The organism is Bradyrhizobium sp. (assembly GCF_027307225.1).
Classification (GTDB): Bacteria; Pseudomonadota; Alphaproteobacteria; order Rhizobiales; family Xanthobacteraceae; genus Bradyrhizobium.
On record NZ_DAHUXJ010000015.1, the window covers coordinates 215,506 to 231,694 of the forward strand.

Genomic DNA, 16,189 nt, shown 5'->3' on the forward strand with positions numbered 1-16,189 from the left:
GCGCGTTTAAGAGCCATCGCTCAGCGACTTATCGAGCTGACTCTATATGAAGGCTTGTCATGTCCCCTGCATAGGGAGAGGTCCTAGGTCGAATACCTGTGACGAGCTATGTCAAGTGTGAACCGTTAGTGGCCGGCGTAACGCCACCGTGCAACGTTATCGCGACCACTAACGGGCCCAGGAAAGCAGGATTGACAGGCAAATGCAGACGGCCACGATTCCTATGAATGCAACCAGAACCATCCTCCAATCTGGCCGCCGGGCCAACCAACGCGGGAGAGGTGGGATGGGGGACCATATAAGTCCGCAATCAGTGAGAACACGAGATACCCGGCCGTAATCATAAGGCGCCGCTGGACGAAGGGCGATCACACATTTCACTCCATTCACCCCGTCAAGCTTCGCCATGGCGTTTACGTCGAACGCGTACTCGCCGCCGACAAATCCCGGGGCTTCGGGGGTTGGCCGCGGGTCAACTACAAACTCGGCGGCTCGCAAGACTTTTTCGGCATAATCAAACGTACTTCCTTCTAGGGAAAATTGATTGATAACATCATCGACGTTGACTCGAATGTGCTTTCCCGTTCCAACGCGCTGAGTTTTTCCGGAGCTGATCGAGGTGCGAACATGCTCGACGAGAGCTGCGCGTAAGAGTTTTCCTTGGCTTTCAGTATCGCCGTCGACCATGCGTACGTTCCTAAGTTGGGGCTCGAATTATATGTCGACTTTAGATGCAGTCCCGCTGAAGTCGTCGCCCAAAAAGCGCCCAGCTGACGAATACAGAGAGAGAGAGAGATAATTATTACAATTCAATAGCATAATTTAGAGCGAGCGAAGCCTTCACACGGGAGAGGTCCAAGGTTCGATCCCTTGTGCGCCCACCATGCTTCGCCCGTCGGGCTACGCATGGCACAGCCAGCCAAAAATCTCTTTGAAGCATGTCCGGCGTAGCTTGAGCGCCGCGAAAGCGAAGACGGACGTGCGAGGGCTGTCACGCCGAAGCCATTGAAGAGGGCCATGGCGCAGGCGGACATCCTAAAGCCCCAAATCGGGGCTTTTTGTTTGGGGTATCGAGACAGCAGCGGCAGAAGGCGACATGAGCAGGCATGAACAATCCGGAGAATGGCTCCCGATCAGAGGACGCGTGCGTTGCCGGCTCGCGCGAGCTTCATGGGCGCGATGGCTCGGCGCCCTGGCTGTCGCCCTGCTCGCTTTCTCTTCCCCGCCAGCCGCAAGCGCCGCATCTTACGCGGAGCTGATTTCGAGCTTTCGCCATCAGCACGGCGAAGGCAAGGTCACGATCGATCCGGTTCTCAATCGGATCGCGCAGGAGCAGGCCAGGGCGATGGCCGCAACGGATGCGATCGATCATGCCGCGTTCCGGCCCTTCAGCGATCGCGTGGCAAACCTTGACGCCGAGCGGGCCGCCGAAAACCTTGCCGCCGACGCCACCTTCGCGAAGGCGCTGGCGCAATGGATCGGATCGTATGGCCATCGCCGCAACCTGTTGATGCACGAGGCGACGCGCATCGGCATCGCCAGCGCCAGAAGTCAGAAGAGCGGCGAGACCTACTGGGCGATGGAAATCGCGGGTCCAAAACCCGAGCGCATCGACGGCGCCAGGCGCGCAGGCGCCAGGGAAAAGCCCTGCCGATTGATGCTCAACGATCTCTGTCTTTGATTGCGGCTCGCACGTTGCGCGGCCGCCAAAGCGGCGGCGGACACGGCGGTGGCGCGGCGGTGGAAGCTTTCATAGTGGCGGTTTCGCCGGAGGCAGCTTTCGCGGAAACGAGGCGCGCTTCGCAGGCGGAGGTTATCGAGGCGGATAGCCATCGACTCGCACCTCAGTGACGGCATCGCGTCAACGCTGCACAGCGCGGCGATTCGTACGATTGCCGCAATACCTCGAACACCAGATTCTGCTGGCGGCAGAAGGGCTAGAAACGATGGCTCCAGTTCGCAACCCGGCGTCTCATTTTCATCTTGAAAGCTGCGGTCGGTTTGCCGGCGGCCCATCGCAACACCTTTCTGAAACGACTTGACGTGTCCCGACCGCTTCAACACGCGCGGAATCTTCCGTGACGGAGGTACGCTCCATCGAGCGTTTCGGTTTCAAATTTTGATCAAACGCCGCTCAAAACTTCGTTTGAAACGAACTCAGATAACAATCGTAGCTAATGGAGTTGGCGCGTGTTGTTGCCAACGAAAAAGTCGATTTCCAGATTGGGAGAAGCTCATGTCCAAAGGGTTAGGTATCTTATCAGCCGCGGTGCTTTGCGCCGTCATGGTCTCCACAAGCTTGGTTGCACCGGTCAGTGCGAAAATGATGAGACACAGCGACACCGTCATGGTTGGCGGGGCCGCCATGTATCCGTCCAAGAACATTGTTCAAAATGCAGTTCACTCAAAGGATCACACCACTTTGGTTGCTGCAGTAAAGGCCGCCGGTCTGGTCGGGACGTTGTCGGGCCCTGGTCCGTTCACGGTATTCGCGCCGACAAACGAAGCTTTCAATAAGCTTCCGAAGGGTACCGTCGCCACGTTGGTCAAGCCCGAGAACAAGGCGACCCTTACCAAAATCCTCACATACCATGTGGTGCCGGGCAAACTCGAGGCCTCCGACCTTACGGATGGGAAAACGCTCACCACGGTCGAAGGCGATCAGCTCACTGTCAGGCGTAGCGGCGGCAGGATCTATATTGTTGACGCCAAGGGCGGCATGTCACGGGTTACGATTCCCAACGTAAACCAATCAAACGGTGTGATCCACGTCGTGAACTCCGTGCTGATGCCGGGTTGAAATGATCGTTCTCGCAAAACGACGAGGGCCCATGACGCAAGCAATGCGTGTTCATTTTTCGCTATTGAATGTGCGATGACTGCGGCCATCGTCCCTGGGACGATTAGAGCAAAAGGAGGCCCCAGCTTTGGGGGAAGCTGAGGCCCGTCCTTTTGGGGGACGTGACGTCCGGCGACAGGAGCGGGTCCCGGGTCTTAGGTTAGATGCGCGCCGGGCACGCTTGCCCGGCGGCGTAATTCTTTCGATCTCGGCAATCTGATTGTTCGATGGCTCTCTCGGGATCGAGCACCGAAATGCAAATTCCTAATAAAACAATACTCTGAGCGTCGCCGGAGGCCTTCGCCGCGGGAACGCGAACTTAGTTAAACGGTCAAAGCCCATGCGGCGGCGACACGCCCTACAACCATTTCAATGACGGATCGCAATGCTCACGAGTGCGTGGCGGAGGCTGGCATGCCTCGGGCCGCGACAACTGGACGATGGAAATCGCGGAGTCCCGGAACCGGCAAAAGTTCCTATCAGATCGAAAAATATAGGCAAAACGGCATCGCTCGACGTTCGTATCTCAAATAATCGGCGGTTTGCCGAACGGCGATGCACATGGCTGCTTCTGCATTCCTGTCTTCACTGCTTTCGCGGATGTCCGCCGGGACACTTCAATCCGAACGGAGATATCCCTATGTCAAAATCCCTAGCACTGTTGTCGGCCGCGGCCCTTGGCTGCCTCGCTGCGACAACCACGCTCGCGCCCGCCAATGCTGCGGAAAAGAGCGAGATGTCGAGCCAGAAGACCGTGAGCGAGATGTCGAGCCAGAAGACCGTGATGGTCGGCGGCTCGCCGATGTACCCCTCCAAGAACATCATCCAGAACGCCGTGAATTCGAAGGACCACACCACGCTGGTTGCCGCCGTCAAGCAAGCCGGCCTGGTCGACACACTGGAAGGAAAAGGTCCGTTTACCGTGTTCGCGCCGACCAACGAGGCATTCAAGAAGCTGCCGGCAGGCACGGTCGACAATCTGCTCAAGCCGGAGAACAAGGCGGAACTCAAGAAGATTCTGACCTATCACGTCGTCGCCGGCAAGTACGAGGAATCCGAATTGACTGACGGCAAGAAGCTGAAGACGGTCGAGGGCGAAGATCTCACCGTCAAACGGTCAGGCGGCAAGGTGATGATCGTCGACGCCAAAGGCGGTACCGCCGATGTGACGATTCCCAATGTCAATCAGTCGAACGGCGTGATCCAGGTCATCAATACCGTTCTGATGCCATAAGGCCAACCCGCTCGCGTGCGCCTTGAACATTGACGCGACGGTTCTCCCGGAAAGCTGCGAGCCGGCAACCACCGGCTCGCACACGGAAGGCACCGGCGTCGTGACGACCCTTAGATTCCCGCATACCATTCGTAGCCGCGGTCCGCCCAGAAGCTGCCGCGGCCTCCTCCGATGTGGCCGAAACTCTCGACTGCTTCGATTCGCATCACATACTTTGCCATCTTGTAACCGAGCTGGCGCTCGACGCGGACGCGGAGCGGGGCGCCGTAGGGCACTTCGAGCGGCTTGCCGTTCATGTCGTAGGCGAGGATCGTCTGGGGGTGGAAAGCATCCACCAGATCGATGCTTTCGTAGTACTTGTTGGGCAGGTCAAGTGAATCGCCAAACGTATCGGCGCAGTAGAACACGATATATCTCGCATTGGCCTTGAGGCCGGCCTGCTGCAACACCCCACCGAGCGGGACTCCGGTCCATTTTCCGATGCAGCTCCAGCCTTCGACACAATCGTGGCGCGTGATCTGGGTGCGCGAGGGCATCGCGCGTAGATCCGTCAGAGAAAGACGCAAAGGATGATCGACGAGGCCTCCGACATCAAGGCGCCAATCGGCGAATCCCGATCGGGCCAGCCTTTGGTAATCGCCGTCGTCCGGGTTATCCGAACCGTTGGCGCGGAAATGCTTCGAGATAGCCGTTTCCGGAAATTCGCGGGCGAGCGACTGCCTCGATAGCAAGGTTCGTTGTGCGGCTTCGGTCAGTTCCTCGGCGCTGTCCAGAATACCTCGAACGGTCGGATCTTGCGAAGCGAGATCGCAGCCGGCAAGCGGCATTGCACCGAGCACCGCCGCAGTCGCCTTCAACAGCATGCGCCGGTCAATTTTCTCCGACATGCAGACTTCCTTCAGGCTTGATTCTGTACCAGCCCGTGATCATCGAACGCATGTTGTTCCAGACGCCTGACAGCAGCACCATCGCCACATGGACGAGGGCAAAGCCGAGGAGCAGGAAGGCACAGATGAAATGAATAGTCCGGGCGGTCTGGCGACCTCCCAGCAACGGCGCGACAAACGGAAAGACCGCATCAAGTGCGGGTGACATCGTCAAGCCGGTGAGGACCAGGAGCGGGGCGATGACGAAGATGACCGCGAGATAAGAGAGACGCTGCAGCACGTTGTAGGATCTCGCCTCCTCCCCGCGCGGGAAGCGCAACCGCAGATGATCCAGGACCGAGGCGCCTATTCGGCGGAGCTGGCGCGCGGGCGGGATGAGGTCGCGCCATACATGACCCGAAGCCAGGCTGAAAACCAGGTACGCCAGCCCATCCAGCACCAATAGCCACGCAAAGAAGAAATGCCAGCGGCGGCCTGTCGCAAGATCCTGATAGCCGGGGAGAGTAGCCCAGGCCGGAAATGCGCGCTCGGCCGCGTCATTCCGCCCGGAGACGCCGAGCAGGCCGGTCGTATCGAACGATCGGCCGAACACGGTCGTCACGCCGATTTTCCGCTCGCCTCTCTGCGCCACGCCGATCGATGCCGCGGGGTGAGCGAAGTCCGAGTCCATTCCAAGATACAATGCCGGATGGGCATTGAAAATCTGCAAACCGCTGAGAAGCAGGATCGTCACACATACAACGCCGATCCAGTGTGTTGCGCGGACCATGGCCGGGTGTCGATAAATGAAGCGTCGCGCGTCCGGCCGGTCCGGCACGACGTCGCCAGCAGCTGCGCGGGGTTCAGTGGTCATCAAAGGTGAGAACCCATGTTGGGGCAGCAAGTTCCAGGACAAACCTGGCGGAGGCTCTCTACGTCGGTCTGTCGCGCCAGTTGGCGCTGCTCGTCGGGGCGTGGATCAAGACTGCATCGGCATGCCAACCGCGGCGGCTGGAGCTCGAAATCATCGAGACCTCGCTCCTGGAAAACCAGCAGGCACAGCTGGCAACGATACGCCAGCTTAAGAATCTGGGTATATTCTTGGCGCTGGATGATTTTGCCACCGGGTATTCCGGCGTGACTCAGAACCGGATTTTACCGTCCGCTACCTGCCGGGCCAGCGGGAAGCGCTTGGGCGGACAACACGATTTGGATGCTTGATCATGAACGCGCCTTCGCAATCCGGATTGATCGATCAGCTCGAGGACGCCCTCGGCGACAAGGACCTGGCGCGCCGCGCCGAGATCCTGCGCAAGGTCACCGACCTGTTCGTCCTAAGGTCGGGGACATTCTCCGAGAATCAGATCGCGCTGTTCGACGTCGTGATGGCCAGGCTCCTGGAAAACATCGAAAGCGCCGCCCGCGCCCAGTTCGGCAGCCGCATCGCCAGACTGCCCGACGCGCCGCGCGGGATCGTGCGCCTACTCGCCTCCGACCAGGCCATTGAAGTCGCCGGCCCCGTTCTCACCCATAGCGAACGGCTCGGCGACGACGCGCTGATCGACAGCGCCAGAACCCAGAGCCAGGATCATTTGCTGGCGATCTCCGGCCGCAGGACCCTGGTCGAACGGGTCACTGATGTGCTGGTGGATCGCGGCAACCGCGCCGTGGTCTCCGCGACCGCGCACAATGCGGGCGCGCGCTTCTCCGACTTCGGCGTCTCGACGCTGGTGCGAAGAGCGCGCGACGACCTCGACCTTGCGCTGTGCGTCTGGTCGCGCCCCGACATTCCACGGCAGAATCTGATCAAGCTGTTCGTCGATGCGTCGGAGACGGTGAAGAACGAGCTGATCGCGGCAGACCCGCGCCGCGCCGAACTGATCAAGACCATGGTCGCGCACGCAACCGACGAGATCCAGACCAAGGCACGCGCCGGCTCCAACGAGTTTGCGCAAGCAACCCGGTTGGTGCGTGAGCTCAATGCCGTCGGCAAGCTCAACGAAGAGCGGCTGCTGGCGTTTGCCGACCAGGGCCACTTCGACAACGTGGTCGCGGCACTCGCGCTGATGTGCGACCTTCCGTTCGGCGTGGTGGAACGGGCTTTCGTGCAGAACCAGACCGAACAGATCGTCGTGCTCGCCCGCGCCATCGATATTTCCTGGGCAACGACGACGAAGCTGCTTTTGCTGCACGCCGGCGTCAACGGCTCGTCGCGGGCGCAGCTCGACGTGACGTTTGCCAATTTCTTCCGGCTTCAGCCGGCGACCGCCCGGACCGCATTGAAGTTCTACCGTATGCGGGAAAAGGGCAACGGGCCGAATTGATCCAATAACTCATGCGGCTAGTGCTCCTTTGATTCCGAAGTTCGCAAACGTGGAGCCGCAATATGATGCGAACTTCGGAATCGGAGCACTAGAGGCCCGCTTCCTTCAGCCGCTGCGCCAGAAAGCCGGACAAGGTCTCATCCAGCCTGCCCGCCACGTAAACCTCTGACGACGTGACGCCGGTTTTACCCAGGACCACCATCGCGCCGATCCAGTAGGCAAACCAGATGTGGGCATCGGTCAACGCCCGCAGCTTGTGGCGGTCGTGCTCGAGCGGTTGATGGTTGTCCGCTTTTCGCACCTCGATCGCGAGCAGGTTGTTCGGTACAGCGCGCTGGTGCACGACGATGTCGGGGTAGATCGACTTGCCGAGATGGTCGTCGGTCGAGACGATCGAGCCGTGCGGCAAATTCAGGGTTCGCGGGCCGAGCCGGTCGAATTCGCAATCGACCTCGAAATCGGGAAACTGCCGCTCGACCTGGATGGCGAGCCGATGCGTCAGCGTGCGCTCGCCGAGGTCGTGCGCGAACAGGAACGCCTCGCGGGCGTAAAACTCCTTCAGCGCGGCAACGACCTTGTCCAGCTCGGCGTGCATCTGGGTCCCTGCTCACCCCGTCATTCCGGGGCGATGCGTCAGCATCGAACCCGGAATCTCGAGATTCCGGGTCTGGCGCTAGCGCACCATCCCGGAATGACAAGCTCTCACATCCGCACTTCGATCAGCCGCGGTCCCCTGGCCGGTACGAAATCGGCAAGCGCCTTGTTGAACTCGTCGGCTGTGGCGACCGCGCGGCCCTCGACCCCCATGCTTTTGGCGAGACCGATGAAATCGATGGTCGGCTTGTCGATCTTCAGCATGTCCATCGCGCGTTGGCCGGGCGAGCCGGCGCCGACGCCGTCGAATTCGCCGCGCAAAATTTGATAGATGCGATTGGCGAAGACGATGGTGAGGACGTTGAGACCCTCGCGCGCCTGGGTCCACAGCGACTGGATGGTGTACATCGCGCTGCCGTCACCGACCATGCAGATCACCTTGCGGTCGGGGCACGCCACCGCGGCGCCCGTCGCAACCGGGGTCGAAAAGCCGATCGAGCCGCCCATGTTCTGCAGCCAGTCATGCGGCGCGGCGGCGGCTGTCGGCGGGAAGAAGCCGCGGCCAGTGGTGATGGATTCATCGACGATAACGGCGTTTTCGGGAATCGCACACGCAATCGCCTGCGCGATCGTGGCGTGATTGAGCGGCCCGGTCGGCTTGGCGAGCTCGACGAGCGTTTGCGGCTTGACGTCGGACGGCTTGGCGCCGAGCGCGTCCGTCAAAGCCTCCAGGGCGGCGATCGAATTGTCGCCCCAGGCGGTCAAACGGTTGACCTCGCAGCCCTCGGGCTTCAGCTGGCTCGGCTTGTTCGGATAGGCGAAGAAGGCGATCGGGTCGTTGGATTCGACCAGGATGATGTTCTTGAAGTCTTTCAGCAGCGGCAGCGCGCTCTCGATCACGTACGGGATGCGGTCGATCGAGAAACGGCCGCGGCCGCGCGCCATGCGCGGGTGATAGGTCTGGCCCATCACCTTGCAGCCGGTCTTGCCGGCGATCTGCTGCGCCAGCGCGAGGCCCCGCTCGGTCAGCGCATTGCCAGTGACGAGCAGCAGGTTCTGCGTTCCGCCGGAGTGAAGGATCTTCGCCGCTTTCTCGACCGCGTCAGCCGAAAATCCGGGCTGCTGCCTGGGCGGTGCGACCGGTGCGATGCCGTCGGCCTCGTTCCAGGCGGTATCGGCCGGCAGGATGAGGGTCGCGATCTGCGGCGGCGAACTCCTGGCGGCGGCGATAGCGGCGGCGCCGTCGGCCGCGACCGATTTGGCGTCCGGCGAGGTGCGTACCCATTCCGACATCGGCCTTGCGAGGCCCTCGATGTCGGAGGTCAGCGGCGCGTTGTAGCCGATGTGGTAGGTCGCGTGCTGGCCGACGATGTTGACGATGCCGGAATGCGCCTTCTTGGCGTTGTGCAGGTTGGCGAGACCATTGGCGAGGCCGGGCCCGAGATGCAGCAGCGTCGAGGCCGGCGTGCCCTTCATGCGGAAATATCCGTCGGCCGCCCCCGTCACCACACCCTCGAACAGGCCGAGCACGCAGCGCATGCCCTCGACCCGGTCGAGCGCCGCGACGAAATGCATCTCCGAGGTGCCGGGGTTGGTGAAGCAGACGTCGACCCCGCCTGCGACCAGGGTCCGCACCAGACTTTCCGCACCGTTCATTCGTTGGCTCCGTTCGCCGCGTTGATGGCCGTTCAAAAGGATCGGCAAAAAATCAATGATCCAGATCAATCATTCCTGAAAGCTTTCGTCAAAGGGTCCGGAAGGACTGGGAGCGGTTTCCGGTGCATGGCTGCCATCGATAGGCGCGGCGGACATAATCTTAACCGCACCTTTCGAAATCCGTCACGTTCGCTTGCGAAACTACCGCCGATATGGCCTGCTTGATTGGTTAACCTAGCCTGCGAGGAACCCGATGACCCGGATTTTTGCCGCGCTCGCTGCGGCGCTGATCGTGCTGTCAGGAATTGCACCCGCCCGCGCCACGATGGATGACGACTTCTTTGGTTTCCACCGCCAGCAGCAGCAGCAGCCGATGCAACAACGGGCCTATCCGTATTATGGTCCCGGCTCCGATTATTACGGCGGCGGCTCAAGCCCAATCCCGCGTGAACGGGTCTCTGCACCGATCGCGCTGCCGCCGGGCTCGATCTACATCTCGACGTCGGAGCGGCGGCTTTACCTGATCCTCGGCCATGGCGAAGCGCTGCGCTACGGCATCGGCGTCGGCCGCGACGGCTTCGGCTGGAGCGGCACCCACCACGTCACCGCCAAGAAGGAATGGCCGGGCTGGACCCCGCCGGCGGAGATGCGCAGGCGGCGTCCTGACTTGCCGCGCTACCTGCCCGGCGGCATCGAAAACCCGCTCGGAGCGCGCGCGATGTATCTCGGCTCGACGCTCTACCGCATCCATGGCTCCAACGAACCAGAGACGATCGGCCATGCCGTTTCGTCCGGCTGTATCCGCATGACCAACGAGGACGTCGTCGATCTCTACAATCGTGTCTCGGTCGGCACGCTGGTGGTGGTGCGGTAGATTTTTGGCGGCTGGGTTCCATTTGAATCTCGGCGGGTCCGGGCTCTGGCCGCCCCTCCGTCGACTGTCTATGCTCGGCTCTGTAACCAACCGAGCCTTCCACGCATGAACGATTTCGTCCTGCCTGCCACCCGTTACGCGCTCAGTGGCGACGTCAGCGTCGCGTATCAGGTGATGGGCGACGGGCCGATCGACCTCGTGATGGTGCCCGGCGTTGTCTCGCACGTCGAGTTCTTTCATGAAACGCCGGGCTACACAGCCTTTCTTCGGCGCCTTGCCACATTCACGCGCGTCATCACCTTTGACAAACGCGGACAGGGGTTGTCGGACCGGGTATCTGCTCCCTCCCTGGAAGAGCGCATGGATGACGTCCGCGCGGTAATGGACGCCGCAGGTTCCAAACGCGCCGTACTGATGGGATTCTCCGAAGGCTGCGCGATGAGCGCGCTGTTTGCCGCAACCTATCCCGAGCGGGTCGAGAAGCTTCTGTTGTTCGGCGGATTTGCGCTATCGACAATGACGGGCGATTTTGAAGCAAGGACCACCGAACGTCTCAAGAGCTGGGGCACTGGCGAGGCGCTCAAAGAGGGGTGGCCGAGTTTGGTAGCCAAGCCTCACGGGATCGACGTACTGGCCAAGATGGAGCGGCTTTCGGCCAGTCCGGGGGCGATCAAGGCTGCGACGCTTTTGAACGCTCAAATCGACGTTCGGCCGATTCTTTCCAGCATTCGTGTGCCGACGCTCGTCCTGCATCGCCGGGCAGACCTTATGGTTCCGGTCGCGGCAGGGCACGCGCTCGCACGCCAGATCCCGGACGCCAAATTCATCGAATATGACGGCGAGGATCACATCTTCTGGACCGGCGATGTCGAAGCATTCCTCGGTGACATCGAGGAGTTCGTCACCGGAAGCCGCGATCATTCGTCGTCCGAGATCGAACGCGTGCTCGCCACCGTACTGTTCACCGACCTCGTCGACTCCACCCGCCGCGCCGCTGACATGGGCGACCAAGCCTGGCGGCGCATGCTGGATAATCACGATCGGGTTGCGCGGCAGACGGTCGAGAAATTCAGAGGCCAACTCATCAAGAGCACGGGCGACGGAATCCTCGCGACCTTCGACGGTCCCGGCCGCGCGATCCGCTGTGCGCTGGCGTTCAGCGCAGCCGCTGGGCAAATCGGCTTGCCGCTCAGGGCAGGCCTTCATACCGGCGAGATCGAATTGCGGGACCGCGACGTCGGCGGCATCGCCGTTCACGCCGCCGCCCGCGTCATGGCGCAGGCCCAGGCGAACGAAGTCCTGGTTTCGAGGGTCGTGACCGATCTCGTCGCCGGTGCAGGCCTGAAATTCGCCGAGCGCGGATCACATGAACTCAAGGGCATCCCGGGGAAATGGGATCTGTTCGCCGCGCAGGCCTAGAACCCGGCGTCAACTCGGCGCCTTGCAGATCGACTTCAGCGCCGTCCATTCCGCATCGCTGAGCAGCGGCGGACCGCTGGCGGGGCGATCTTCGTCGGTGAGGTGTTTCAGCCGGTCTTCGGTCAGCGGGTGATTGGCCAGGATGGAGAGCGTCTTGTCCGCCTGGTTGCCGGTGATGCGGAAGATCAGATCGCCCATCGGCCTGGTCGGGCGGCCGAGCCGGTGCATCACAGAAATGGAAAAATCGTCGGCCTTCTGCTCGGCATCACGCGAATAGGAGGCGTTGATCAGCGAGCGCGACGCATACACTAGCGCGCCGGAGCCGGTGACGTCGCCGAACAACAGCCCGATCAAAAACGACGTGCCGCCGCTATAGATCATGTTGCGGGTATTGTCGCGATGGCGGACATGGCCCAATTCATGCGCGAGCACGCCCGCGATCTCGTCGGGGTCGTTGGCCTTCGCCAACAGTCCGCTGAACAGATAGACCTTGCCGCCCGGCAACGCGAAAGCGTTCGGCACCACCGTGTCCAGCACGTCGGCGCGAACCGGCGCTTCCATGCCGGCAGCCGTCGAGAGCTTTCGCATCAGCTTGAAGAAGGCGGCGCGACCCGCGAGGTTGCCGCTGCACGTCTTGGCGCCGAAGACGATCTTGATCTGCCCCTCGGCAGCGTCACCGATACGGCGCTCCAGCGCATTCGGCACCAGCGGCGCGAGGCGATCCGCAGCATAGGGAAGTCCGAACCAGATCACGGCTGCGATCGAGACCGTCGCCGCCAGCGACCAGCCGACGATCGCGGCAACGCCATGCCGGCCAGCCGCCCGGTTGTTCAATTGAGGACAACGCGAGATCAAAATCGCGCTGAGCCCGGCATCGCGCAGTTCCAGACGCGCCAGCGGCGGCGCGCTCACGCAACTCAGGCGCAGAAGGCTATTGGCACCCTCGGCGCGGCGAATGCCGGCGATTGGCCAGCTTGCGAGCGTCGTCCCGTTCTCGCTGATCTCAAGCCGGTCGCTGAGCGTGAGTTGTACGTGATGCCGGCGGCTCGACATGCCGTCGTAAAAGATCGAACTGCTATCGGAGGGCGCCGGCGCCGAACTATTTTCCAGATTGTTCTCCGGCGTAATATCCACATCGCACCATCAGAACCCGACGACATCCAGGCTGCCGGCAAGTCCTTCGCCCAGCGCATCGGCCAGATCGCCTTTGGCGGCGACGTTGGACGCCGCTTCGAGACGATAGACCGTGGTGGAGGAAGCGGCCCTCGCCCAGACGTCGCGCAGGAGATAGGTCCGCATCGCGACATTCATGGCGATGATGATGCCGAGATAGCCGATCACCGTGGCTATTGTCGCCCCGATGCTTCCCTGGGTACGCGCGGCGACATGGGCCAAATTCCCGAACCCCACAAAGACGCCCACGCTGACGATCAGATAGGCGCCGAAAGCCAGGAGGATAAGAACGTACCAGCCGATGACCTTCCAGTAGAGGCCATACAACGCGCCTTTCGGCAGATCCGATTCAAAGGAGACCTCGCCGAAGCGGATGCCGGAAATCCACCAGCGCCATTCGATGGCTTTGAACCCGCCATAGATAAACGGCAGGGCAAAGATCCAGATCACCGTTGCCAGAACGAATATGCCCGCCGCCAAGGGCGCCTTGTGGCCGCGAGTGACGACGCCCAACAGCAGGCCGAGAATGAACGGCGAGATCGCAAGCAGCCACAATTTCCAGCCACGCCTGAAGAATTCCGATCCGCGCCCTACGAAGCTGCCTGCAAGGTCGCCGTAGTGACAATGCCGCATCTTGTAGCGTTCGAGCGCGGCTTCGCGCCACGGCAGCGCAGCGCCGAGCGTGATGACGGCGAGCAACGTCCATCCGGCGGCCCGCACGGCGTAGGCCCAGCCTGAACCGTCCATCCAGAAGCGCACGCCGCGCCACACCGTGCGCGTCAGACGATAGCGCCGCGCCCGATAGATCGCGAACTGGCCGAACAGATAGAAGAACAGGAACAGCGGAACGCTGGCAAAGGCCTTGGCGCGCTCGGCCTCGATGGTGATGACGAAATAGGCAATATAGATCGGCGCCAGGATCGCCATTGCGAACAGAAAGCCGATCAGCAATTCACGCCCGCGGCCGGTATATTCCGGCGCGTCGCCGTCGACCGAGGTGTGCGACCACAGATGACGCCGGATGTCGGTCGCGAGCCAGAACCGGTAAAAGCCGAAGGTGACGAGCTCGAGCGCGGCGCCGTTTCGCACCAGGCGGAAGAATTCGCCGCGATCTCCGGAAAACTCCACCTTGACCGAAGACGCCGGCAAGGGCGGCGATGCCGCATGAAACGGCACAGAACTCATCTCGTTCACGGAACTGCCCCCGCGGAAACCCCTGCCGCAGTGAAACCTTGGATTGAGACGATGTCAACGCTCGCGCGTGGCCCGGTCTTTGAATAGCCCCGTCGTCCCTGCGCGCACGCGGGGACGACGTTCGGAAACGATTACCTAGAACGCGGCGAGCGGCTTAAGCGGATTTCTCAAATAATTCCCGTCCGATCAGCATTCGCCGGATTTCCGACGTGCCGGCGCCAATTTCATAGAGCTTGGCGTCGCGCAGCAGCCTGCCGGTCGGATAATCGTTGATATAGCCGTTGCCGCCCAGCAACTGGATGGCATCGAGCGCGCACAGCGTCGCCTTTTCCGCGGCATAGAGAATAGCGCCGGCGGCATCCTCGCGCGTGGTCTCGCCGCGGTCGCAGGCCTTCGCCACCGCATAGACGTAGGCGCGCGAGGCATTCATCGTCGTATACATGTCGGCGATCTTGCCCTGCACCAGCTGAAAATTGCCGATCGGCTGGCCGAACTGCTTGCGCTCATGCACGTAAGGCAGCACCACGTCCATGCAGGCCTGCATGATGCCGAGCGGACCTGCCGCGAGCACCGCGCGCTCGTAGTCGAGGCCCGACATCAGGATGTTGACGCCGCGCCCGGCCTGGCCAAGCACGTTTTCCTCCGGCACCTCGCAATTGTCGAACACGAGTTCGGCCGTGTCCGAGCCACGCATGCCGAGCTTGTCGAGCTTCTGCGCGGTGGAAAATCCCTTCATGCCCTTTTCGATGATGAACGCGGTGATGCCGCGCGGACCGGCTGCTGGGTCCGTCTTCGCATAGACCACGAGCGTCTCGGCGACCGGGCCGTTGGTGATCCACATCTTGGAGCCGTTGAGCACATAACGGTCGCCCTTCTTCTCGGCGCGCGTCGACATCGACACCACGTCGGAGCCCGAGCCGGGCTCGGACATCGCGAGCGCGCCGACGTGGTCGCCCGAAATCAGTTTCGGCAGGTATTTCTTCTTCTGCGCCTCGGTGCCGTTGCGGCGGAGTTGGTTGACGCAGAGGTTGGAATGCGCGCCATAGGACAGGCCCACCGCCGCTGAAGCCCGCGAAACTTCCTCCATCGCCACGCAATGTTCGAGATAGCCCAGGCCCGAGCCGCCATATTCCTCCTCGACCGTGATGCCGTGCAGCCCGAGCGCACCAAGCTTCGGCCAGAGGTCGATCGGAAACTGGTTGCTCTTGTCGATTTCGGCCGCGCGCGGCGCGATTTCATTGCTGGAAAAGTCGTGGACCGTCTCGCGCAACGCATCCGCGGTTTCGCCGAGATCGAAATTGAACATCCGGTATGCGTTGGGAATCATGGCGGGCGGCCTCCGGGAGAATACGGTTTATGCCTTAATCCTTGAACCTCAGCTTGTCACGGCCGACAGAGGTCAGGAAGGGCCGGCGCGCGTGGTATGCCATGGCGCCTTAAGCCTACTTGAAAATCCGCCAAAACTCTCTCTTGCCCTGACGCGCGCAAGGGGATGTAATTTGGCCAAGAGCCTACCATCTTCCGACACAACGGAGGGCACACCTCTTCAGGGAAGAACGGCCATGAACATCCAGTCAGCGCCCGGGATCAACAAGCAGGAATTGATGCGCGCCGCGCGCGAGGACGCCTATTCCTTGCCGATCGAGGATTTCCACCCCGGCGCGCCGCAATTGTTCCGCAACGATACGCTGTGGCCGTATTTCGAGCGGCTGCGCAAGGAAGAGCCCGTGCATTACTGCACGAAGGCGCCGATCGAAGCCTATTGGTCAGTCACCTAGTACAACGACATCATGCATGTCGACACCAATCACCGCATCTTCTCTTCGGACGTTTCGCTCGGCGGCATTTCGATCCGGGATGTCCCGCCCGGTTACGACTGGCCCAGCTTTATCGCGATGGACCAGCCGCGGCATGCAGCCCAGCGCAAGACGGTGTCGCCGATGTTCACGCCGGCGCATCTGGACGAACTCGCGATCCTGATCCGGCAGCGCACCGCGCGCGTGCTGGATTCGCTGC

The 16,189-nt window shown here is 61.6% G+C and carries 15 protein-coding genes and 1 pseudogene; 8 read left to right on the top strand and 8 right to left on the bottom strand.

Annotated elements, in window-relative coordinates; genetic code table 11:
* Positions 1-168: 168 nt before the first annotated feature.
* Positions 169-687 (bottom strand): hypothetical protein, encoded by a 519-nt coding sequence (locus M6D32_RS03170; protein WP_298253226.1) that lies wholly within the window; start codon positions 685-687, stop codon positions 169-171.
* Positions 688-1,096: 409 nt separating this feature from the next.
* Between M6D32_RS03170 and M6D32_RS03175 the strand changes: the two genes are divergently transcribed.
* The 3 genes from M6D32_RS03175 (at position 1,097) to M6D32_RS03185 (ending at position 4,073) form a co-directional block, all read left to right on the top strand.
* Entirely contained in the window at positions 1,097-1,681 is a 585-nt protein-coding gene (locus M6D32_RS03175; protein ID WP_298253227.1) for a CAP domain-containing protein, read from the top strand.
* A gap of 555 nt (positions 1,682-2,236) precedes the next feature.
* Entirely contained in the window at positions 2,237-2,800 is a 564-nt protein-coding gene (locus M6D32_RS03180; protein ID WP_298253228.1) for a fasciclin domain-containing protein, read from the top strand.
* A 679-nt stretch (positions 2,801-3,479) separates the two neighbouring features.
* Complete coding sequence (locus M6D32_RS03185; protein ID WP_298253230.1) at positions 3,480-4,073, top strand: fasciclin domain-containing protein; 594 nt, start codon at positions 3,480-3,482, stop codon at positions 4,071-4,073.
* Positions 4,074-4,183: 110 nt separating this feature from the next.
* Here the strand turns inward: M6D32_RS03185 and M6D32_RS03190 are convergent, their stop codons facing one another.
* Both M6D32_RS03190 and M6D32_RS03195 read right to left on the bottom strand, forming a co-directional pair.
* A complete protein-coding gene (locus M6D32_RS03190; protein WP_298253232.1) occupies positions 4,184-4,960 on the bottom strand; it encodes a molybdopterin-binding protein in 777 nt (258 codons plus the stop codon).
* On the bottom strand, positions 4,944-5,729 hold the full coding sequence (locus M6D32_RS03195) for a cytochrome b/b6 domain-containing protein (protein ID WP_298253282.1): 786 nt from the start codon (positions 5,727-5,729) through the stop codon (positions 4,944-4,946). The genes M6D32_RS03190 and M6D32_RS03195 overlap by 17 nt, the downstream gene beginning before the upstream one ends.
* Before the next feature lie 164 nt (positions 5,730-5,893).
* On the opposite strand from M6D32_RS03195, the gene M6D32_RS03200 reads away from it, so the two are divergent.
* Entirely contained in the window at positions 5,894-6,160 is a 267-nt protein-coding gene (locus M6D32_RS03200; RefSeq protein WP_298253234.1) for an EAL domain-containing protein, read from the top strand.
* 2 nt (positions 6,161-6,162) lie between these two features.
* Positions 6,163-7,263, top strand: a complete 1,101-nt coding sequence (locus M6D32_RS03205) for a DUF2336 domain-containing protein (RefSeq protein ID WP_298253236.1) — start codon at positions 6,163-6,165, stop codon at positions 7,261-7,263.
* 88 nt (positions 7,264-7,351) lie between these two features.
* On the opposite strand, the gene M6D32_RS03210 is transcribed toward M6D32_RS03205, so the two are convergent.
* Both M6D32_RS03210 and M6D32_RS03215 read right to left on the bottom strand, forming a co-directional pair.
* Entirely contained in the window at positions 7,352-7,858 is a 507-nt protein-coding gene (locus M6D32_RS03210) for a hypothetical protein (protein WP_298253238.1), read from the bottom strand.
* A gap of 107 nt (positions 7,859-7,965) precedes the next feature.
* A complete protein-coding gene (locus M6D32_RS03215) occupies positions 7,966-9,513 on the bottom strand; it encodes an acetolactate synthase large subunit (protein ID WP_298253240.1) in 1,548 nt (515 codons plus the stop codon).
* A gap of 253 nt (positions 9,514-9,766) precedes the next feature.
* Here M6D32_RS03215 and M6D32_RS03220 point away from each other — a divergent pair, with 253 nt between their 5' ends.
* Positions 9,767-10,387: a L,D-transpeptidase gene (locus M6D32_RS03220; RefSeq protein ID WP_298253242.1), complete on the top strand. Its 621-nt coding sequence runs from the start codon at positions 9,767-9,769 to the stop codon at positions 10,385-10,387.
* Positions 10,388-10,492: 105 nt separating this feature from the next.
* Complete coding sequence (locus M6D32_RS03225) at positions 10,493-11,806, top strand: adenylate/guanylate cyclase domain-containing protein (RefSeq protein ID WP_298253244.1); 1,314 nt, start codon at positions 10,493-10,495, stop codon at positions 11,804-11,806.
* Positions 11,807-11,815: 9 nt separating this feature from the next.
* Here M6D32_RS03225 and M6D32_RS03230 read toward each other — a convergent pair whose 3' ends face one another.
* The 3 genes from M6D32_RS03230 to M6D32_RS03240 all read right to left on the bottom strand — a co-directional run bounded on the left by M6D32_RS03230 (position 11,816) and on the right by M6D32_RS03240 (position 15,500).
* A complete protein-coding gene (locus M6D32_RS03230) occupies positions 11,816-12,940 on the bottom strand; it encodes a M48 family metallopeptidase (protein WP_298253246.1) in 1,125 nt (374 codons plus the stop codon).
* 9 nt (positions 12,941-12,949) lie between these two features.
* Positions 12,950-14,164, bottom strand: a complete 1,215-nt coding sequence (locus M6D32_RS03235; RefSeq protein WP_298253284.1) for a YjgN family protein — start codon at positions 14,162-14,164, stop codon at positions 12,950-12,952.
* A 163-nt stretch (positions 14,165-14,327) separates the two neighbouring features.
* Positions 14,328-15,500 (bottom strand): isovaleryl-CoA dehydrogenase, encoded by a 1,173-nt coding sequence (locus M6D32_RS03240; protein ID WP_298253248.1) that lies wholly within the window; start codon positions 15,498-15,500, stop codon positions 14,328-14,330.
* A 235-nt stretch (positions 15,501-15,735) separates the two neighbouring features.
* Here M6D32_RS03240 and M6D32_RS03245 point away from each other — a divergent pair.
* Positions 15,736-16,189 (top strand): annotated as a pseudogene (locus M6D32_RS03245) (cytochrome P450); the annotation flags it as partial.